Raw genomic sequence first — 16,373 nt, forward strand, 5'->3', positions numbered from 1 at the left:
GGTCAGGCGTCGGGGCGGGGGCGGCGCAGACGCACGGCCCGGGCCAGGTAGTCGAACCCGGTGGCCACGGTCACCACCACGGCGGCGCCCATGATCCAGGGGCCCACCGGGGCGAGCGCGGCCGGCATCGGCCAGAGGTACCAGGCGATGGCGAGGATCTGGAGCGCGGTCTTGATCTTGCCGCCGCGGCTCGCCGCGATCACCCCGTGCCGGATCACCCAGAACCGCATCGCCGTGATCCCCAGCTCACGCAGGAGGATGAGCGCCGTCACCCACCAGGGCAACCGGTCGTACCAGGAGAGCAGCACCAGGGCGGCGCCGGTCAGCGCCTTGTCGGCGATCGGGTCGGCCACCTTGCCGACCGAGGTGACCAGCCCGAACCGGCGCGCGATCCAGCCGTCCACCAGGTCGGTCACCGAGGCGAACGCGAAGATCAGGCAGGCGGCCATCTGCCAGCCGGCGTGGGTCATGGCCGAGGCGACCACCGTGGCGGCGAAGACCGGCACGAGCACCAGTCGCAGCGCGGTGAGCGCGTTGGCCGCGTTGAGCAGCGGCACCGGGCTGACCACCCGGGCCGGCGTGGAGTCGGTCGCCTCGGTCACCGCCGCACCCCGCACGGCCGGACGTGGCGTCTCCCGTACCCCACCACGTGGCCTCCCCGCTCCGTCCGGGCCCGCCGTCACCGTGCCGCGCCGGGCGCCGCCGAGATCATCTCATCCGGCACGGCGTACAGGTCCACTCCTTCGGTGCCCGTCACCGTGGCGCGTACCAGGTCGCCGGGGCGCAGCGCCGCCAGGTCGACGCCGCCACCCTCGGGGGCGACCAGGGTGGTGGACCCGTCGACCTCGGGCGCCTGGTGGGCCGCACGCCCCTCCACGACACCGTCGTCGACCGAGTCGACAAGCACCTCGACCGTCGAGCCGAGCCGCTCCTCGGCCCGCTGCGCGCAGAGCTCGTCGGCGAGCGCGCTGAGCTTGTCGTACCGGCGCTTGATCGTCGCGGCGGAGACCTTGCCCGGCAGGCCGGCGGCCTCGGTGCCGTCCTCGTCGCTGTAGTCGAACATCCCGATCGCGTCGAGCCGCGCCGCGGAGAGGAACCGGACGAGCTCGTTCACGTCGGCCCGGGTCTCGCCCGGGAAACCGACGATGAAGTTGCTCCGGGCCCCCGCGTCGGGCGCGAGAGCCCGAGCGGTGGCCAGCAGCTCGAGGAACCGGTCGGTGGAGCCGAACCGGCGCATCCGGCGCAGCACCGGCTCGCTGGAGTGCTGGAACGACAGGTCGAAGTAGGGCGCCACACCCGGCGTGCCGGCGATCGCCTCGACCAGGCCGGGGCGGGTCTCGGCCGGCTGGAGGTAGCTCGCCCGCACCCGGACGATGCCGTCGATCGCGGCGAGCTGCGGCAGCAACTTCTCCAGCGCGCGGGGGTCCCCCAGGTCCTTGCCGTAGGAAGTGGAGTTCTCGCTCACCAGCACCAGCTCACGGACGCCGGTCTTGGCCAGCCACTCGGCCTCGGCGAGGAGCTCGTCGGGGGTACGCGAGACGAACGCCCCCCGGAACGCTGGGATGGCGCAGAACGCGCAGCGCCGGTCGCAGCCGCTGGCCAGCTTGAGTGAGGCGACCGGGCCGGTCTCCAGCCGGCGACGCAGCACCGGGCGCAGATGGGCGGGGGTGTGCTCGTCGGTCTCGACGGCGGCGCGCGGCGGGGTGCCGTGGCCGGGCAGCGACACCGCCGCCGCACGGCGGTTGACCGGGGTCAGCGGAAGGAGCTCCCGCCGGTCGCGCGGAGTGTGCGCGTCGACCTGCTCGCCGGCGAGCACCGCGTCGAGGCGGGCGGCGATGTCCGGATAGTCGTCGAAGCTGAGGACCGCCTGGGCCTCCGGGAGGCTCTCGGCCAGCTCCCGGCCGTACCGCTCGGCCATGCAGCCGGCGGCCACCACCTTGGCGCCGGTGTCCGCGGCGGCGAGCAGGGTCTGGATCGAATCCTGCTTGGCCTTCTCCACGAAGCCGCAGGTGTTGACGAGCACCACGTCCGCGCCCTCGCCGTCGGTGGTGACCTGCCAGCCGTCGGCGTGCAGCCGGGCGGCGAGCTCCTCCGAGTCGACCTCGTTGCGGGCACAGCCCAGGGTCAGCAGGGCTACCCGGCGGCCGTCGGCGGACGACGGCACCAGGTCGTGGCGCGGCGCCGGACGCGCCGAGCGGGAACTGTCGGGTGGGGAGGTGGCAGACACCATCCGAGGGTACCGGGCCGCTCCGGGTCGCCCACCGACGGCGGCCCGCTGCGCCGGCGGGGCCATCGATCAACGCTCGCCGGCCGCCGAGGCGTGGGTGGTGGCTCACACGGCGGCCGCGCCGACGTGGACCAGGCGGTCGAGGAGGAAGACCTCGGTGCCGGCGAGGCCGACCGAGCAGAAGACCGAGATCTGCTCCGGGGCGGTCCGGCCGGGCGCGGCGCCGGCGAGCACCGCGCCGAGATCGTGCAGTCGCTCGACGTGCGGCGGCTCGGCCGCGAGCATCGGCGGGGCGTACGCGCGCGCCTGGGCCGGTGAGTCGGTGGCCAGGACGTCGGCGGCGGCGAGCAGGTCCGGCCCGAACTCGGCGCGGTCCTGCTGTTTGAACCCGACGGCGTTCACGTGCGTCCCCGGCGACAGGTCGGCGGCGTCGAGCACCGACGTGGGGCTGGTGGTGGCGAGCACCACCACGTCCCGGCTGGCGACTGCGCTCGCCGCGTCGCCCACGGCTCGGGCGGCGACGCCCAGCTCGGCGCTGACCCGGGCGGCGAACGCCTCCCGCCGGGCGGCCGAGCGGCTGTAGACGGTCACCTCCCGCAGGGGGCGCACCGCGGCGGCCGCCCACACCTGCGTCCAGGCCTGCCGGCCCGAGCCAATCACGCCGACCGTCGCGGCGTCCGGACGGGCCAGGACGTCCACCGCGACCCCGCCCAGGCCGCCGGTGCGCCGGGACCCGAGCTCCTCGCCCACCGCCACCGCCCGTACCGCGCCGGTCCGACCGTCGTGCAGCACCACGAGCTGCTGGGACTCCGGGTGACCGAAGGTGTCGTACGAGCGGTAGCCGTACCACGAGCCGGTGAGATGACCCGCGGTCAGCACCATCCGGCCGCCGCCGAGCGGCGCCGAGGCCCGGGGTGGGGCGGTCAGCCGCCCGTCGTACGCGGCCAGCAGGGCGGTACGCATGGCGTCGACCGTGGTGGCGGCGTCCAGCGCGGCAGACACCTCCGCGTCGGAGTAGAGAAGGGTCATAAGCGCAAATACTGCAAGTTGAAGCGAGGTTCAGGTCAACCTCCGTGCCGTGGTGAGGCTCCCCACCCGGGTCACGCCCGGATCATCATCGCCACGCCCCGGGCCTGTGGTGCTACCGTCGGCTCCGGTGGCTGTTCGGCCACCCCGGACGAGCGGCGGGCGTACCCGGTCAGGCGAAGACGCCCCGATCAGTATGAACCGACTCGTCCCGGCCCCGGTGGTCCGGGCGCTCACCGAAGGTGGCGGCGATGGCCTGGATCGTGCTCGTACTCTCCGGACTGCTCGAGACGGCGTGGGCCGTCGCCCTGGACCGCAGCGCCGGGTTCAGCCGGCTCGGACCCTCGGTGGTCTTCGTGGTGGCCCTGGTGTTCAGCATGGCCGGCCTGTCGTACGCGCTGCGCGAGATCCCGGTCGGCACCGGGTACGCGGTGTGGGTCGGCATCGGCGCGGTCGGCACCGCCCTGGTCGGCATGCTGGCGCTGCACGAGTCGGCCAGCCTGCCCCGGATCCTCTGCCTCTTCCTGGTGATCGCCGGCGTGGTCGGCCTGAAGTTCTTCCACTGAGCCCACCGGCCGGCCGGCCCGCCACACCCCCGGCGACGCCCTCGCCGGTCGAGGGGATACGGCGGGCATCGGCTCGCGTGCATACGGCGACGACGGGATGGGTAGTGATCGGCCCACAGTCACGGCTCTCACCACGGAGGACGTCATGGCCGACATTCCGAGCACCGCCCGCCCCCGCAGCAGCGCGGCCCGCGTCTGCACCATCCTGGGCTTCGTCTTCGCAGTCCTCGCGCTCTTCCTGTCCCCGCTGATCTTCGGGGTGATCGGCTTGATCCTCGGCATCGTCGGCGCGGTGCTCGGCGACAAGCCGCTCGGCTGGTACGCGGCGGCCGCGAGTGTCGTCGGCGCGATCCTCGGCTTCGTCATCGCGATGGCGGTCCTCAACTCCTGACCAACGACCACCCGGAGCCCGTCGGCCGGCCGGCGGGCTCCGTCGTGACCACCGCCGACCGGAGCCGTTCAGCCCCGGTCCGCCACCATCACCCGGTTGCCGTCCGGGTCGAGCACGACGGCCATCCGCTCCCCCCACGGCTGTGCCGCCGGTTCCGCCACCACCCGGGCGCCGGCGGTCCGTAGCCGCCGCACCACGGCAGGGCAGTCGGCGACGTACACCCAGAGCGCTATCCGGTCGTTCTCCAGCGTGCGCTGCTCGGCCTGCCGACGCCGAGCTGCGCGGAACCGAGGCGGAGCCTCACTCATCGCCACCGCCGCGGATGCCGGCCAGGACCTCCTCCAGCTCGTCCGGCTTGACCAGCACGTCCCGGGCCTTGGAGCCCTCGGAGGGCCCGACGACGCCCCGCGTCTCCATCAGGTCCATCAGCCGGCCGGCCTTGGCGAAGCCCACCCGCAGCTTCCGCTGCAACATCGAGGTGGAACCGAACTGCGAGGTGACCACCAACTCGACCGCCTGCAGCAACAGGTCGAGGTCGTCACCGATGTCCTCGTCGATCTTCTTCTTGCTCTCCTGCGCCACGGTCAGCACGTCCGAGCGGAACTCCGGCTCGCGCTGGTCCTTGCAGAACTTGACCACGTCGGCGATCTCGCGCTCGGTGACCCAGGCGCCCTGGATGCGGATCGGCTTCGACGCGCCCATCGGCAGGAAGAGCCCGTCGCCACGGCCGAGCAGTTTCTCCGCGCCGGGCTGGTCGAGGATGACCCGCGAGTCGGCCAGCGACGAGGTGGCGAACGCGAGCCGGGACGGCACGTTCGCCTTGATCAGACCGGTCACCACGTCGACCGAGGGACGCTGGGTGGCGAGGACCAGGTGGATGCCGGCGGCGCGGGCGAGCTGCGTGATCCGGACGATGGAATCCTCCACGTCCCGCGGGGCGACCATCATGAGGTCGGCCAACTCGTCCACGATCACCAGCAGGTACGGGTACGGCCGCATCTCCCGCTCGCTGCCCGGCGGGGCCTTGATCTCGCCGTTGCGCACCTTGCGGTTGAAGTCGTCGATGTGCCGGACCCCGTTGGCGGCGAGGTCGTCGTAGCGCATGTCCATCTCACGGACGACCCACTCCAGCGAGTCGGCCGCCTTCTTCGCGTTGGTCACGATCGGCGTGACGAGGTGCGGGATGCCCTCGTAGCCGGTCATCTCGACGCGCTTCGGGTCGATCAGCAACAGCCGCACCTCGTCCGGTGTGGCCCGGGTCAGGACCGACACCAGCAGCGAGTTGAGGCAGCTCGACTTGCCCGCGCCCGTGGCCCCCGCGATGAGGATGTGCGGCATCTTGGCCAGGTTGGCCACGACGAAGCCACCCTCGATGTCCTTGCCGAGCGCCACGACCATCGGGTGGTGGTCGCCGGTGGCGGCCCGGGAGCGCAGGACGTCACCGAGGGAGACATTCTCCGGGTCGGTGTTGGGGATCTCCACCCCGACCGCGCTCTTGCCCGGGATCGGGCTGAGGATCCGCACGTCCGGTGACTTGACCGCGTACGCGATGTTGCGGGAGAGCTGCGTGATCCGCTCGACCTTGACGCCCGGCCCCAGCTCCACCTCGTACCGGGTGACAGTCGGGCCGCGGGTGAAGCCCGTCACCGCGGCGTCCACGTCGAACTGCTCGAAGACTCCGGTGAGGGCGGCGATCACCTCGTCGTTCGCCTTGCTCCGGGTCTTCGGCGTCGCGCCGGTGCCGAGCAGGTTTGCCGGGGGCAGCGTGTAGTCGCCCGCCATGCCGGTGAGCGCGAGCTGCTCGGCCCGGGTGGGCAGCGGCGAGTGCTCCGGCGGCTCGACCGGCTTGCGGCTGACCGGCACCTTGGTCGGCGGCGTGCGGGTCAGCACGAGGGTCTCCTGCAGGTCGACGCCGTCGAGGTCGTCGAAGTCGTCCGGGTCGACCGGCGAGGGCGTGCGCTTCGCCGGCCGCTTCCGGGCCGGCTTGGCCGGCGCCTCCTCGACCTCGTCCTCCTTCGTCGACGGAGCGACCACCGTGCCGACCAGGAGCCCGAGCCGCTCCGGAATCTTGTTGATCGGTGTCGCGGTGACCACCAGCAGGCCGAAGAGGAGCAGCAGGATGAGCAGCGGCATCGCGACCCACGCGGTCACCGCCCGCTCGAGCAGGCTACCGATGCCGGCCCCGATCAGGCCGCCCGCGTAGTCGCGTTGTGCCGGGTCGACGGGCTCCTGTCCGATGTGCAGCATCGCCGCCAGGGCGAGCAGCATCGACCCCCAGCCGACCAGGCCACGGCCGCGGTGCTGCGGATCGGCCGGCTGGCGCATCAGCCGCCAGGCGCCGATCCCCAGCAGCACCGGCACCACGACGGCGATCGCGCCCAGGAAGAGCCGGACGGTGTCGGCCAGCCGCTCCCCCACCGGGCCGGCGCCGGAGAACCAGATCCCCACGGCGCTGAGCAGCGCGAGGCCGAAGAGCAGCAGCCCGGCCCCGTCACGCCGGTGTTCCGGGTCGAGTTCCCGGGCCGAGGCAGCTTGCCGGCCGGCGGCCCGGACGGCCCAGCCCATGCCGTGCGCGAGCCCCATCCACAACGCACCGAGCGCGCGTCCGAGGTAGACGGCGGGACTGGGGCGGGTCGGCCGGGTGCGCCGGACCGGGGTGCGGGTCTTCTTCGCCGGTTGACGTGCGCGGCTGTTCGTCGCACCGCGCGGCGACGCGCCGCGCCGCCGGCTCGCCTGAGAGGTACGGCCCGCCATAGCATCACCGTAACGGCGCGGCCCGGTGGATCGCCGCTTTTCCGGGTCGTGTCCGCGCGTCGCAGCACGGACTCCGCCGCATGACGTGATATCTGCCTCAGAAGGGATGCCCGATGGCGTCGCCGGGAATCGAGGACGGTCCGGACGACCCCCTGGCCGGGCACCCGCGACGGCTGCGACCGCTGACCCCCGAGCTGATCGCCGCGGTGCTGGGCAACCGCGGGTACGCCGTGACCGCCGACGCCGACGGCGACCTGGTCGGCCGCTGGGAGGAGAACCTGGTGTGGTTCCTGCGGCTGGGCGAGGCCGGAGAGCTGCTCCAGATCCGCACCATGGTCGCGTCGACCTTCCCGATCGAGCAGGTCCCGCAACTGCACGCCTTCTGCAACTCGTGGAACCACGACCGGCTCTGGCCGAAGGCGTTCGTGCACGTCGACGACGACGGCCTGGCCCGGGTCTGCGGTGAGGTGATCACCGACCTGGAACGGGGCGTCACCCCGCATCAGCTCGACCAGCTGCTCGACTGCGGCATCTCCACCGGATGCCAGCTCGCCGCGGCGGCCGGGCGCCTCTCCCGGGAAACCCGGCCGTGAGTGGTCCCGGCGGGCGGCCCCGTCGCGAGGTGAGTGGGCCCGGCGGTCCGCGCGGCGGCGACGCCGGGCCTGCCGGTCGCCCGGACCGGGGCGCGCGGGGGCCCGGCACACGGCCCATCCCGCTCGGTGACCTCGGCCTCGGCGGGCCCGGTCGCGCGCCGGCGGGCCGCAACCGGGAGCTGATCGACGCGCTCGCCGAGGCTCGGGACCTCCCCGACGGCCCGGAGCGGCTGATGGAGTTGGAGCGCATCGCCACGGCGGCCGACGCGGCCGGCGACGACCGGTCCGCAGTGGACGCCCGGCTGGCGCTGATCGAGACGGCCCTCGTCCAGGGTGAACGGTGGCGGCTCGTCGAGCCCGCGCGGCGCTGCCTGGCCGTGCTCGACCGCCGCCCGGAGATCTTCGCCGAGGGCGAGGACGAGTTGCTGACGCGCTACCAGCGGTACGCGGTCGAGGCGCTGCTCGGCACGCCACGGATCGGCTTCGAGCAGAGTCGCGCGGTCGACGACCTGGCCCGCCGGGTCGGCGCCCACGCCGAGGCGGTGGTCGAGCTGCGCTGCCGGATCGCCGACCACCTGGGCGACGAGCCGACCGCCCGGGAGTGGTACGCGCGCTGGATGCGTGCCGACCCCGACGTGGCCGGTGGTTGCCCCGGCTGTGCACCGGTACGGCGGGCGGAGCTGCTCGCCGGCTGGGGCGACCAGGCCGCCGCGCTGGCGGAGCTGCGGGACGTCCTGGCCGGCGCGGCCTACTGCACGGACCAGCCGGAGCGGGCGCTCACCGCGGCGCTGCTGCCGTGGCTGCGCCACGGTGAGCCGGAGCGGGCCGGCGTCGCGCACGTACGCGCCTACCGGCGGCACCGAGGCGAGCGCCCGGCCTTCCCGTACCTCGCCACCCACCTGCGCTTCTGCGCGCTCGGCGGGCATCCGGGCCGGGCGCTCGACATCCTCGCCGAGCAACTGCCCCGGCTCGACCACCCGTACGACGACCTGTCCGCGATGGAGTTCGCCGCCGCCGGAGCGCTGGTCTGCAACCTGGCCGTGGAGGCGGGGCTGGGCGGGCGTACGGTGCGCCGGCCGGCGTACGGGCAGCGGCCCGCCGCCGCTCTCGACGTGGCGACGCTCGGCGCGGTGCTGCTCGCCACCGCCACCGAGTTGGCGGGCAGCTTCGACGCCCGCAACGGCACCGGGCACCAGTCCGGCCGGATCGCCGCCTGGCTGGCCGAACGGCCGGTGGCCGTGCCGGTGCCGATTCCCGCCGACGAACCGGACGACGAGCCCGCCGGCCCGGACGACGATCCGGAGCCGGCCGACCTGGAGCCGGCGCCCCTGACCCTGTCCATGATCACCGAAGCGCTGGACCGGCGCGGCGACCGGTACGCCGTGCAGCCCGGGGCGACGGTGGTCGGCCGCTGGGGCGACGCCGTGATCCAGTTCCGGCAGCTCGGCGAGCGGGGCGAGATCCTGCACGCCCGTTCGCTCGCCACCCGCCGTCTCCCCGCCGCCCGGCGCGCCGAGGCGTACGCGTTCTGCAACGCCTGGAACCACGACCGGCTGCTGCCGAAGGCGTACGTGCACGACCCCGGCGGTGAGCTGGTGCTCGCCGGCGACGTGAGCACGGACCTGGCGCACGGGGTGGCCCCGGCTCAGCTGGCGGTGCTGCTGAACGCCGCGATCACCACCGGCGTCGCGTACGCCGACGCGGTGGCGGCCCTGCCCTGAGCCCTGCCCTGACGGCGACCGGCCCGCGCCGAGGCATCGGGCCGGTCGGGCGTCGTTCGGGTCAGACCTCGACCACGGTGGGCACGATCATGGGACGCCGCCGGTACGCGTCGTTGACCCAGCGCCCCACCGTCCGGCGGACGATCTGCTGGAGCTGGTGGGGATCGGTGATCCCGTCCGCGGCGGCCCGGTTGAGCGCCTCGGTGACGAGCGGGATCACACCGTTGAAGGCCTCCGGGTCCTCCGAGAAGCCCTTCGCGGAGACGGTCGGGCCGGCGACCACCTTGCCGGTGACCGAGTCGACCACGACGGTGGCGGCGATGAAGCCTCCGTCGCCGAGGATCCGCCGCTCGGTCAACAGCGACTCGCTCACGTCACCGACGGCGAGACCGTCGACGTAGACGTACCGGCTCTTCACGTGGCCGACCAGGCTGGCCCGCCCGTCGACCAGGTCGACGACGTCGCCGTCCTCGCAGAGCACCACCCGGTCCGCCGCCACCCCCGACTCGATGCCGAGCCGGGCGTGGGCGCGCAGGTGCCGCCACTCACCGTGCACCGGCATCAGGTTGCTGGGACGCACCACGTTGAGCAGGTAGAGCAGCTCGCCGGCCGGGGCGTGACCGGAGACGTGCACCTTGGCCACGTCCTTGTGGACGACCACCGCGCCGGCCCGGGCCAGCCGGTTGATCACCCGGTAGACGGAGGTCTCGTTCCCCGGCACCAGGGAGGAGGCGAGCACCACGGTGTCGCCGGGGGCGATGGTGATGTGCCGGTGGTCTCCGCTGGCCATCCGGCCCAGCGCGCTCATCGGCTCACCCTGCGAGCCGGTGGACATGAGCACGATCTGCTCCGGCGGCATGGTGGTCGCCTCTTCGAGGCCGACGACGAGACCGGGTGGGATGTTGAGCAGGCCCAGGTCACGGGCGATGCCCATGTTGCGCACCATGGACCGGCCGATGAGCGCGACCTTGCGGCCGTGCTCGGCGGCCGAGTCCATCACCTGCTGCACCCGGTGCACGTGGGAGGCGAACGAGGCGACGATGATCCGCCCCTTGGCCTTCGCGAAGATCGAGTCGAGCACCGGCCCGATCTCGCGCTCCGGGGTGACGAAGCCGGGGATCTCCGCGTTCGTGGAGTCCGACAGCAGCAGGTCCACTCCCTCGGCCCCGAGCCGGGCGAACCCGGCCAGGTCGGTGATCCGGCCGTCGAGCGGGAGCTGGTCCATCTTGAAGTCGCCGGTGTGCAGCACCAGACCGGCGGGGGTACGCACGGCCACCGCGAGCGCGTCCGGGATCGAGTGGTTCACCGCGAAGAACTCGCACTCGAACGGGCCGAGCTGCTCCCGGCCCCCCTCCCGCACCGTCAGCGTGTAGGGCTGGATGCGCCGCTCGGCGAGCTTCGCCTCGACCAGGGCCAGGGTGAACTGCGAGCCGACCAGCGGGATGTCCGGCTTGTGCGCGAGCAGGTACGGCACCGCGCCGATGTGGTCCTCGTGGCCATGGGTCAGCACGATCGCCTGCACGTCGTCGAGCCGGTCCAGGATCGGCCCGAAGTCGGGCAGGATCAGGTCCACACCGGGCTGCTCGACGTCGGGGAAGAGCACACCACAGTCGATCACCAGCAGCTTGCCGTCGTACTCGAAGACGGTCATGTTCCGACCGATGGCGCCGAGCCCGCCGAGCGGAATGATCCGCAGCCCGCCCTCCGGCAGCGGTGGGGGGAGTTCCGCCTCGATGTGCGCCTCGGTCACGCTTTCACCTCATTCTGCGACGCCGTCACCGGGCGTCCGTCGTGTCGTTCGATCATTCGGGAAGTGCCAGGCCCGCCGCGGCGCAGTCGGCACGCAGCTGGGCGATCTCGTCGTCGGTGGCGTCCACCAGCGGAGGCCGCACCGGGCCGGCGGGCAGACCCGCGACCGTCAGTCCGGCCTTCACGAGGATGACCCCCTGGGTACGGAAGATGCCGGTGTAGAGGGGCAGCAGCCGGCGGTGCAGCGCGAGCGCGGTGCCGTTGTCGCCGGCGTCGTGCGCCTCGATCATCTGCTTGGTCAGCGCCCCGGTGAAGTGGGTGGAGGTGCCGACGACGCCGACCGTGCCGACGGCCAGGGCGGGCAGGGTGAGGGAGTCCTCGCCGCTGTAGAAGGCCAGGTTGGTGCGGCTGGTCACCCAGCTGGTCGCGGTCAGGTCGCCCTTCGCGTCCTTCACCGCGACGATCCGCCCGTGCTCGGCGAGACGCACCATGGTCTCGGTGGCGATCGGCACACCGGCGCGGTGCGGGATGTCGTAGAGCATCACCGGCAGGCCGGTGGCGTCCGCCACGGCGGTGAAGTGTCGCAGCAGCCCGCTCTGCGGCGGCTTGCTGTAGTACGGCGTGACCACCAGCAGCCCGTGGGCGCCCGCCTTCTCGGCGGCGGCGGCCAGCTCGACGGTGTGCCGCGTGTCGTTCGTCCCGACCCCGGCCACGACCTTGGCCCGGTCACCGACCGCCTCCGCGACGGCCCGGATCAGGCGCTCCTTCTCCGCGTCGCTGGTGGTCGGCGACTCGCCGGTGGTGCCGTTGACCACCAGCGCGTCGTTGCCCTGCTCGTCGACCAGGTGGCTCGCCAGTCGGGCGGCACCGTCGAGGTCGAGCTCGCCGTCGGCGGTGAACGGGGTCACCATGGCGGTGAGCACCCGGCCGAAGGGGCGGGACGCCGCCCGGTCGGGGGTGTCAGGGTGGTCGTGCGTCATCCTCCTAACCTAGCGGACGACCCGGGAGCACCCGCCGGGGAAGGGCTCAGGAGAGGGCGGCCGGAACGGCCCCACCGGAGCCGATCATCCCCTGGTCGTGTCTGCGGGGTCAGACGTACAGGGAGGTGAACGGGCTCCAGGGCAGGTTGCGCAGCACCGAGAAGGCGAGCCAGGCGGCCAGGAACCCGGTGATCATCTTGTTGCTGACGCGCAGCTCCGGCAGCCGCCAGCCGAACGCCTGCCGGCCCGCCCAGGCGACGAAGAGGTAGGCCAGGAAGGGCAGCGCGAAGACGAAGACGAAGTGGTGCCGGGCGGCGGCGGGCAGGTCGCCGTGCACCACGTACCAGAGCGCACGGGTGCCGCCGCAGCCCGGGCAGTCGAGCCCGGTGGTCAGCTTGAGCACGCAGCTGGGCGCGGCCGTCGGGTCCGACCGGGTCGGGTCGCTGATCAACGTGTAGGCGATGCCCAGGGCGACGCAGCCCAGCGCGGCGAGCGGCACCGCCCACCGGGGCGAGCGGTCGTAGAGCCGGACCACGAACCGGGTGAACCGGTCGGGCTCGGGCACCGGATAGACCGGGGTGGCGCCCGCCGGCCAGCCGGCCGGTGGGGTCATGCCGGGAGCCGCGACGGCTCCGTGAGCCGCACCGGGGGCCGGGACCGCGCCGGCCGGCGGCTGCGGTGGGACGGCGGGCCCGTCAACGCTCGTCACGGGAATCACCGTACACCCGCGACGCCCACCAGCGCGGCGGCCAGCGGGCCGGCCAGATCGCCCGCGACGGGCGGCGCCACCGAGTCGAGACCGAGCCAGCCGGCGAGCCGGTAGAGCTCGGCGGCGAGCGCCACGGCGGTCTCGCCCGGGTCGGCGCCCGGCTCTACCCAGGCGGCGGGCACCAGCAGCACGCGCGCCTTCCGGTCGGCCTTCAGGTCGACCCGGGCGGTGAACCGCTCCCCCTGGAGGAACGGCAGCACGTAGTAGCCGTGCACCCGCTGCGGGGCCGGAACGTAGATCTCGATGCGGTAGCTGAAGTCGAAGAGCCGCTCGGCGCGGTTGCGCTCCCACACCAGCGGGTCGAAGGGGCTGACCAGCGTGTTGCCCCGCACCCACCGGGGCAGCCGGGCCGAGGCGTGCAGCCAGGCGGGCTGCCGCCACCCCGCCACGGTGACCGGCAGCAGCTCACCGGCCTCGGCGAGCTCGGCGACGGCCTGCCGGGCGCCGGCGACCGGGAGCCGGAAGTAGTCGCGCAGCTCCGGCTCGGCGGCCACCCCGAGCGACCGGGCCGCCACCGCCACCAGGGTGCGGTACGCCTCGGCGTCGGTCGGCGTCGGCGCGTCCAGCGCCGCGGCGGGGAGCACCCGCTCGGGCAGGTCGTAGCGGCGGGCGAAGGAGCTGGTGCGTTCGGCCGCGGTCACCTCGCCGGCCCAGAAGAGGAACTCCAGGGCGCGCTTCACCGCCGACCAGTTCCAGCCCCAGTTGCCCGTCTCGCGGGGCGCGTCGTGCTCGATCTCGGCGGCGGTCAGCGGGCCCCGGGCGGCCACCTCGGCGCGTACCCAGGCGACCAGGTCCGGCTGCTCCTGGGCGATCCGACGCATGCCGCCCCACGCCTCGCTCTGCGCCCGGGCCATCCGCCAACGCAGCGCCGCGTGCAGCCCGACCGGGACCAGGGACGCCTCGTGCCCCCAGTACTCGAAGAGGTCGCGGGGCCGGCGGTAGGCCGCGGTGTCGAGCAGGTCGGTCGGGTAGGGCCCGAGCCGGCTGTAGAGCGGCAGGTAGTGCGCCCGTTGCAGCACGTTGACGGAATCCATCTGGATCAGCCCGACCCGGTCGAGCACGCGGCGCAGGTGACGACGGGTGGGCGCGCCGGTGGGCGCGGGGTCGGCGAAGCCCTGTGCGGCGAGCGCCACCCGACGGGCCTGGGCGAGCGAGAGCGATTCCGGAGCGGCCATCGCGGCGACCCTAACCCAGCGGTCCGACACCCCGGCGCGGACGCTGGACGGCCCGCCCATAGGGGCATAGAACGGACTCGTGCTGACGATCCGAACCGAGGAGCCCGATGACGCCGAGGCGGTCGCCCGGGTGCACGTGCACGGCTGGCAGGCCGGCTACGCCGGCATCATGCCGGCGGAGGTGCTGGGCCGGCTGAACGTCTCCGCCTGGGCGCAGCGTCGACGCGACCTCGGCACCGCCGACCCGGAACACCCGTTCACCACGCTGCTGGCCGAGGCCGACGGCGCGGAGATCGTCGGGTTCACCTCCTTCGGGCCGTACCGGGTCGACCAGGATCGCGCCACCCTCGATCCGGCGCACGGCGAGCTCCTCGCCCTCTACGTCGACCCGGGGCACTGGGGCGACGGCACCGCGGCGGCCCTCTTCGCCGCCGCTCGGGAGGGGCTGGCCGCCCGGGGCTTCCCGACGTACCGGGTCTGGGTGCTGGCGGAGAACCAGCGGGCCCGGCGGTTCTACGCGCGGGCCGGGCTCTCACCGGACGGGGAGTGGACCACCTATCCGGTGCCGCTCAGCGGCGGACGCCCGCCCGTCCGGCTCGTCGAGCTGCGGTACGCCGGACGCCTCGCCGGCTGACCCGGGCGAGACCGGCCCGCGACGGACCGGCAGGAAGGCCAGCAGCGCCAGGCTGATCCACACGTAGGTGTTGCTGCCGAGGAAGCCGTCGAGCCCGGTGAAGTCCTGCTCCCAGGCCCAGACGATCCGGCTGGTCAGGAGCCCGTACCCGGCGAGGGCGGCGACCAGCAGCAGCCGGCGCCGGCGGGCGCGGGCAGGCGCGGCCATGGCGTTGTCGACCAGCAGGATCAGCGCGGGCAGCAGCCAGACCAGGTGGTGCACCCAGGTGACCGGGCTGATCAGGCACATCACCGCGCCGGTCAGCGCCAGCCCGGTCGCCTCGTCGCCGGCGGCCGCGGCGCGGCGGGACCGCCACGCCCAGAGCGCCAGCGTGCCGAGGGCCAGCGCCAGCCAGGCGAGCGTGCTCGGATGCTCCGGGTCGAGCCGGGCCACCACCCCGCGCAGCGACTGGTTGGAGACGAAGGCCAGTTCACCGACGCGGCCGGTGTTCCACAGCGCCTCGGTCCAGAACTCCCGCGAGGCGTCGGGGAAGAGCGCGCCGGCCACCACTGACGCGGCCGCCGCGGTGGCCATCGACGTGACGGCCGCCCGCCAGCGTCGGGTCACCAGCAGGTAGACGATGAAGATGCCGGGCGTCAGTTTGATCGCGGTGGCCAGCCCGATGGCCACGCCCGCCCAGCGGTTCCCCGCCGGGAGCAACCGGAGCAGGTCCACCGCGACCAGGAAGAGCAGCAGCATGTTGACCTGGCCGAAGTTGACCGTCTCGCGCATCGGCTCGTACGCGGCGACCAGGCAGAGCGCGACGGCGAGGGCGAACCAGCGGGTCCAGCCCGCGCGGACCGAGATCGGGTCGATAAGCCACCAGAAGAGCACCGCGGTGACGACGACGGTGGCGGTCACGCTGACGACGATGGCGGCCAGCCACGGCAGGTACGCCATGGGCAGCATGACCAGGGCGGCGAACGGCGGGTAGGTGAAGCCGTACTGGGTCAGCGGCCGCAGGTAGTCGTAGATCTCCCCGCCGTCGTGCACCCACCAGCTCAGCGCGCCGTAGTAGACCTGGAGGTCGAAGAAACCGTGCCGGACGGCGGCGACGGAGAGGAAGGCCGCCACCGCGACGGCGAGCAGGAGCACGCCCACCACCTGCGCGACCGTCCTACTGGCACCCTGCACCACCGTCGCCTCCCTCGCCCTGCGTAGGCTCACGTCCCATGGCTCTCGGGTACGTCCGCCCGGCGCGTCCGGAAGACGCCGGCGAGATCGCACGCATCCAGCTCGCGACCTGGCGGGTCGCCTACCGCCGGATCCTGCCCCGGCACGTCCTCGACAACCTGGACGAGGCGTGGCTGGCCCGGCGGTGGACCGCCGCGGTGCAGGAACCGCCCTCGGACGCCCACCGGGTGCTGGTCGCCGTCGAACAGGCCGAGCAATCGTATCTGGTGGGGTTCGCCGCGTTCGGCCCGGCCGATGCGGAGGCGCTCGCACCGAACGAACCGGCCGAGGCGCTGGCCGGCGAGGTCGCGGCGGTCACCGATCTGCTGGTGGAGCCGCGGTGGGGGCGGCGTGGGCACGGCAGCCGCCTGCTCGCCGCCACCGTCGACCTGTGGCGCTCGGACGGCTTCGACCGCGCGGTGGCCTGGGTGTTCGACGGTGACGAGGCGACCCGCAAGTTCCTCACCAGCACCGGTTGGGCCGCCGACGGAGCTGCCCGCGCCCTCGACGTTGACGACATGCTGGTCCCCCAGCTCCGCCTGCACGTGGCACTCCCCGCCGAACCCGTCCCCACCC

At 73.7% G+C, this 16,373-nt stretch carries 16 protein-coding genes and 1 riboswitch; of the genes, 6 read left to right on the forward strand and 10 right to left on the reverse strand.

What is annotated here, in order from left to right:
- Window positions 1-2: 2 nt before the first annotated feature.
- The 3 genes from pgsA to E1211_RS21505 form a co-directional block, all read right to left on the reverse strand.
- Complete coding sequence (pgsA, locus tag E1211_RS21495; protein WP_243709631.1) at window positions 3-602, reverse strand: CDP-diacylglycerol--glycerol-3-phosphate 3-phosphatidyltransferase; 600 nt, start codon at window positions 600-602, stop codon at window positions 3-5.
- 77 nt (window positions 603-679) lie between these two features.
- Window positions 680-2,230 carry a 30S ribosomal protein S12 methylthiotransferase RimO gene (rimO, locus tag E1211_RS21500; RefSeq protein WP_243709632.1) on the reverse strand — a complete coding sequence of 517 codons (1,551 nt, stop codon included), beginning with the start codon at window positions 2,228-2,230 and terminating at the stop codon, window positions 680-682.
- A gap of 102 nt (window positions 2,231-2,332) precedes the next feature.
- A complete protein-coding gene (locus E1211_RS21505; RefSeq protein WP_132350810.1) occupies window positions 2,333-3,256 on the reverse strand; it encodes an ornithine cyclodeaminase family protein in 924 nt (307 codons plus the stop codon).
- Between the two features lie 124 nt (window positions 3,257-3,380).
- Window positions 3,381-3,445: riboswitch (guanidine-III (ykkC-III) riboswitch) on the forward strand.
- Window positions 3,446-3,504: 59 nt separating this feature from the next.
- Between E1211_RS21505 and E1211_RS21510 the strand changes: the two genes are divergently transcribed.
- Both E1211_RS21510 and E1211_RS21515 read left to right on the forward strand, forming a co-directional pair.
- Window positions 3,505-3,819 (forward strand): multidrug efflux SMR transporter, encoded by a 315-nt coding sequence (locus E1211_RS21510; RefSeq protein WP_132350811.1) that lies wholly within the window; start codon window positions 3,505-3,507, stop codon window positions 3,817-3,819.
- Between the two features lie 145 nt (window positions 3,820-3,964).
- Window positions 3,965-4,210 carry a hypothetical protein gene (locus E1211_RS21515; RefSeq protein ID WP_132350812.1) on the forward strand — a complete coding sequence of 82 codons (246 nt, stop codon included), beginning with the start codon at window positions 3,965-3,967 and terminating at the stop codon, window positions 4,208-4,210.
- Window positions 4,211-4,278: 68 nt separating this feature from the next.
- On the opposite strand, the gene E1211_RS21520 is transcribed toward E1211_RS21515, so the two are convergent.
- Both E1211_RS21520 and E1211_RS21525 read right to left on the reverse strand, forming a co-directional pair.
- Window positions 4,279-4,524 carry a VOC family protein gene (locus E1211_RS21520; RefSeq protein ID WP_371686186.1) on the reverse strand — a complete coding sequence of 82 codons (246 nt, stop codon included), beginning with the start codon at window positions 4,522-4,524 and terminating at the stop codon, window positions 4,279-4,281.
- A complete protein-coding gene (locus tag E1211_RS21525) occupies window positions 4,511-6,964 on the reverse strand; it encodes a DNA translocase FtsK (RefSeq protein ID WP_132350814.1) in 2,454 nt (817 codons plus the stop codon). Before E1211_RS21525 ends, E1211_RS21520 begins: the two co-directional genes overlap by 14 nt.
- A 113-nt stretch (window positions 6,965-7,077) precedes the next feature.
- Here E1211_RS21525 and E1211_RS21530 point away from each other — a divergent pair, with 113 nt between their 5' ends.
- Together E1211_RS21530 and E1211_RS21535 are read left to right on the forward strand one after the other, a co-directional pair.
- Window positions 7,078-7,557 carry a YbjN domain-containing protein gene (locus E1211_RS21530; RefSeq protein ID WP_132350815.1) on the forward strand — a complete coding sequence of 160 codons (480 nt, stop codon included), beginning with the start codon at window positions 7,078-7,080 and terminating at the stop codon, window positions 7,555-7,557.
- On the forward strand, window positions 7,506-9,278 hold the full coding sequence (locus E1211_RS21535; RefSeq protein ID WP_132350816.1) for a YbjN domain-containing protein: 1,773 nt from the start codon (window positions 7,506-7,508) through the stop codon (window positions 9,276-9,278). The genes E1211_RS21530 and E1211_RS21535 overlap by 52 nt, the downstream gene beginning before the upstream one ends.
- A gap of 61 nt (window positions 9,279-9,339) precedes the next feature.
- Here the strand turns inward: E1211_RS21535 and E1211_RS21540 are convergent, their stop codons facing one another.
- The 4 genes from E1211_RS21540 to E1211_RS21555 form a co-directional block, all read right to left on the reverse strand.
- Window positions 9,340-11,028: a ribonuclease J gene (locus E1211_RS21540; RefSeq protein ID WP_132350817.1), complete on the reverse strand. Its 1,689-nt coding sequence runs from the start codon at window positions 11,026-11,028 to the stop codon at window positions 9,340-9,342.
- 52 nt (window positions 11,029-11,080) lie between these two features.
- The gene (gene dapA / locus E1211_RS21545) at window positions 11,081-12,007 is read right to left on the reverse strand and encodes a 4-hydroxy-tetrahydrodipicolinate synthase (RefSeq protein ID WP_132350818.1); all 927 of its coding nucleotides are present in this window, start codon (window positions 12,005-12,007) and stop codon (window positions 11,081-11,083) included.
- A 109-nt stretch (window positions 12,008-12,116) separates the two neighbouring features.
- A complete protein-coding gene (locus E1211_RS21550; RefSeq protein WP_371686187.1) occupies window positions 12,117-12,725 on the reverse strand; it encodes a DUF2752 domain-containing protein in 609 nt (202 codons plus the stop codon).
- Window positions 12,722-13,951, reverse strand: coding sequence for a winged helix-turn-helix domain-containing protein (locus E1211_RS21555; RefSeq protein ID WP_132350819.1), 1,230 nt, complete (start codon window positions 13,949-13,951; stop codon window positions 12,722-12,724). The genes E1211_RS21550 and E1211_RS21555 overlap by 4 nt, the downstream gene beginning before the upstream one ends.
- Window positions 13,952-14,030: 79 nt before the next feature.
- On the opposite strand from E1211_RS21555, the gene E1211_RS21560 reads away from it, so the two are divergent.
- Window positions 14,031-14,585, forward strand: a complete 555-nt coding sequence (locus E1211_RS21560) for a GNAT family N-acetyltransferase (protein WP_132350820.1) — start codon at window positions 14,031-14,033, stop codon at window positions 14,583-14,585.
- Here E1211_RS21560 and E1211_RS21565 read toward each other — a convergent pair.
- Window positions 14,484-15,761 (reverse strand): glycosyltransferase family 87 protein, encoded by a 1,278-nt coding sequence (locus E1211_RS21565; protein ID WP_132350821.1) that lies wholly within the window; start codon window positions 15,759-15,761, stop codon window positions 14,484-14,486. The two genes, E1211_RS21560 and E1211_RS21565, sit on opposite strands and share 102 nt — an antisense overlap.
- 35 nt (window positions 15,762-15,796) lie before the next feature.
- Here E1211_RS21565 and E1211_RS21570 point away from each other — a divergent pair.
- On the forward strand, window positions 15,797-16,373 hold a 577-nt coding region (locus E1211_RS21570; RefSeq protein WP_132350822.1), incomplete at its 3' end, for a GNAT family N-acetyltransferase.

The sequence above is a fragment of the Micromonospora sp. 15K316 genome, from assembly GCF_004348525.1.
Taxonomy (GTDB): domain Bacteria; phylum Actinomycetota; class Actinomycetes; order Mycobacteriales; family Micromonosporaceae; genus Micromonospora.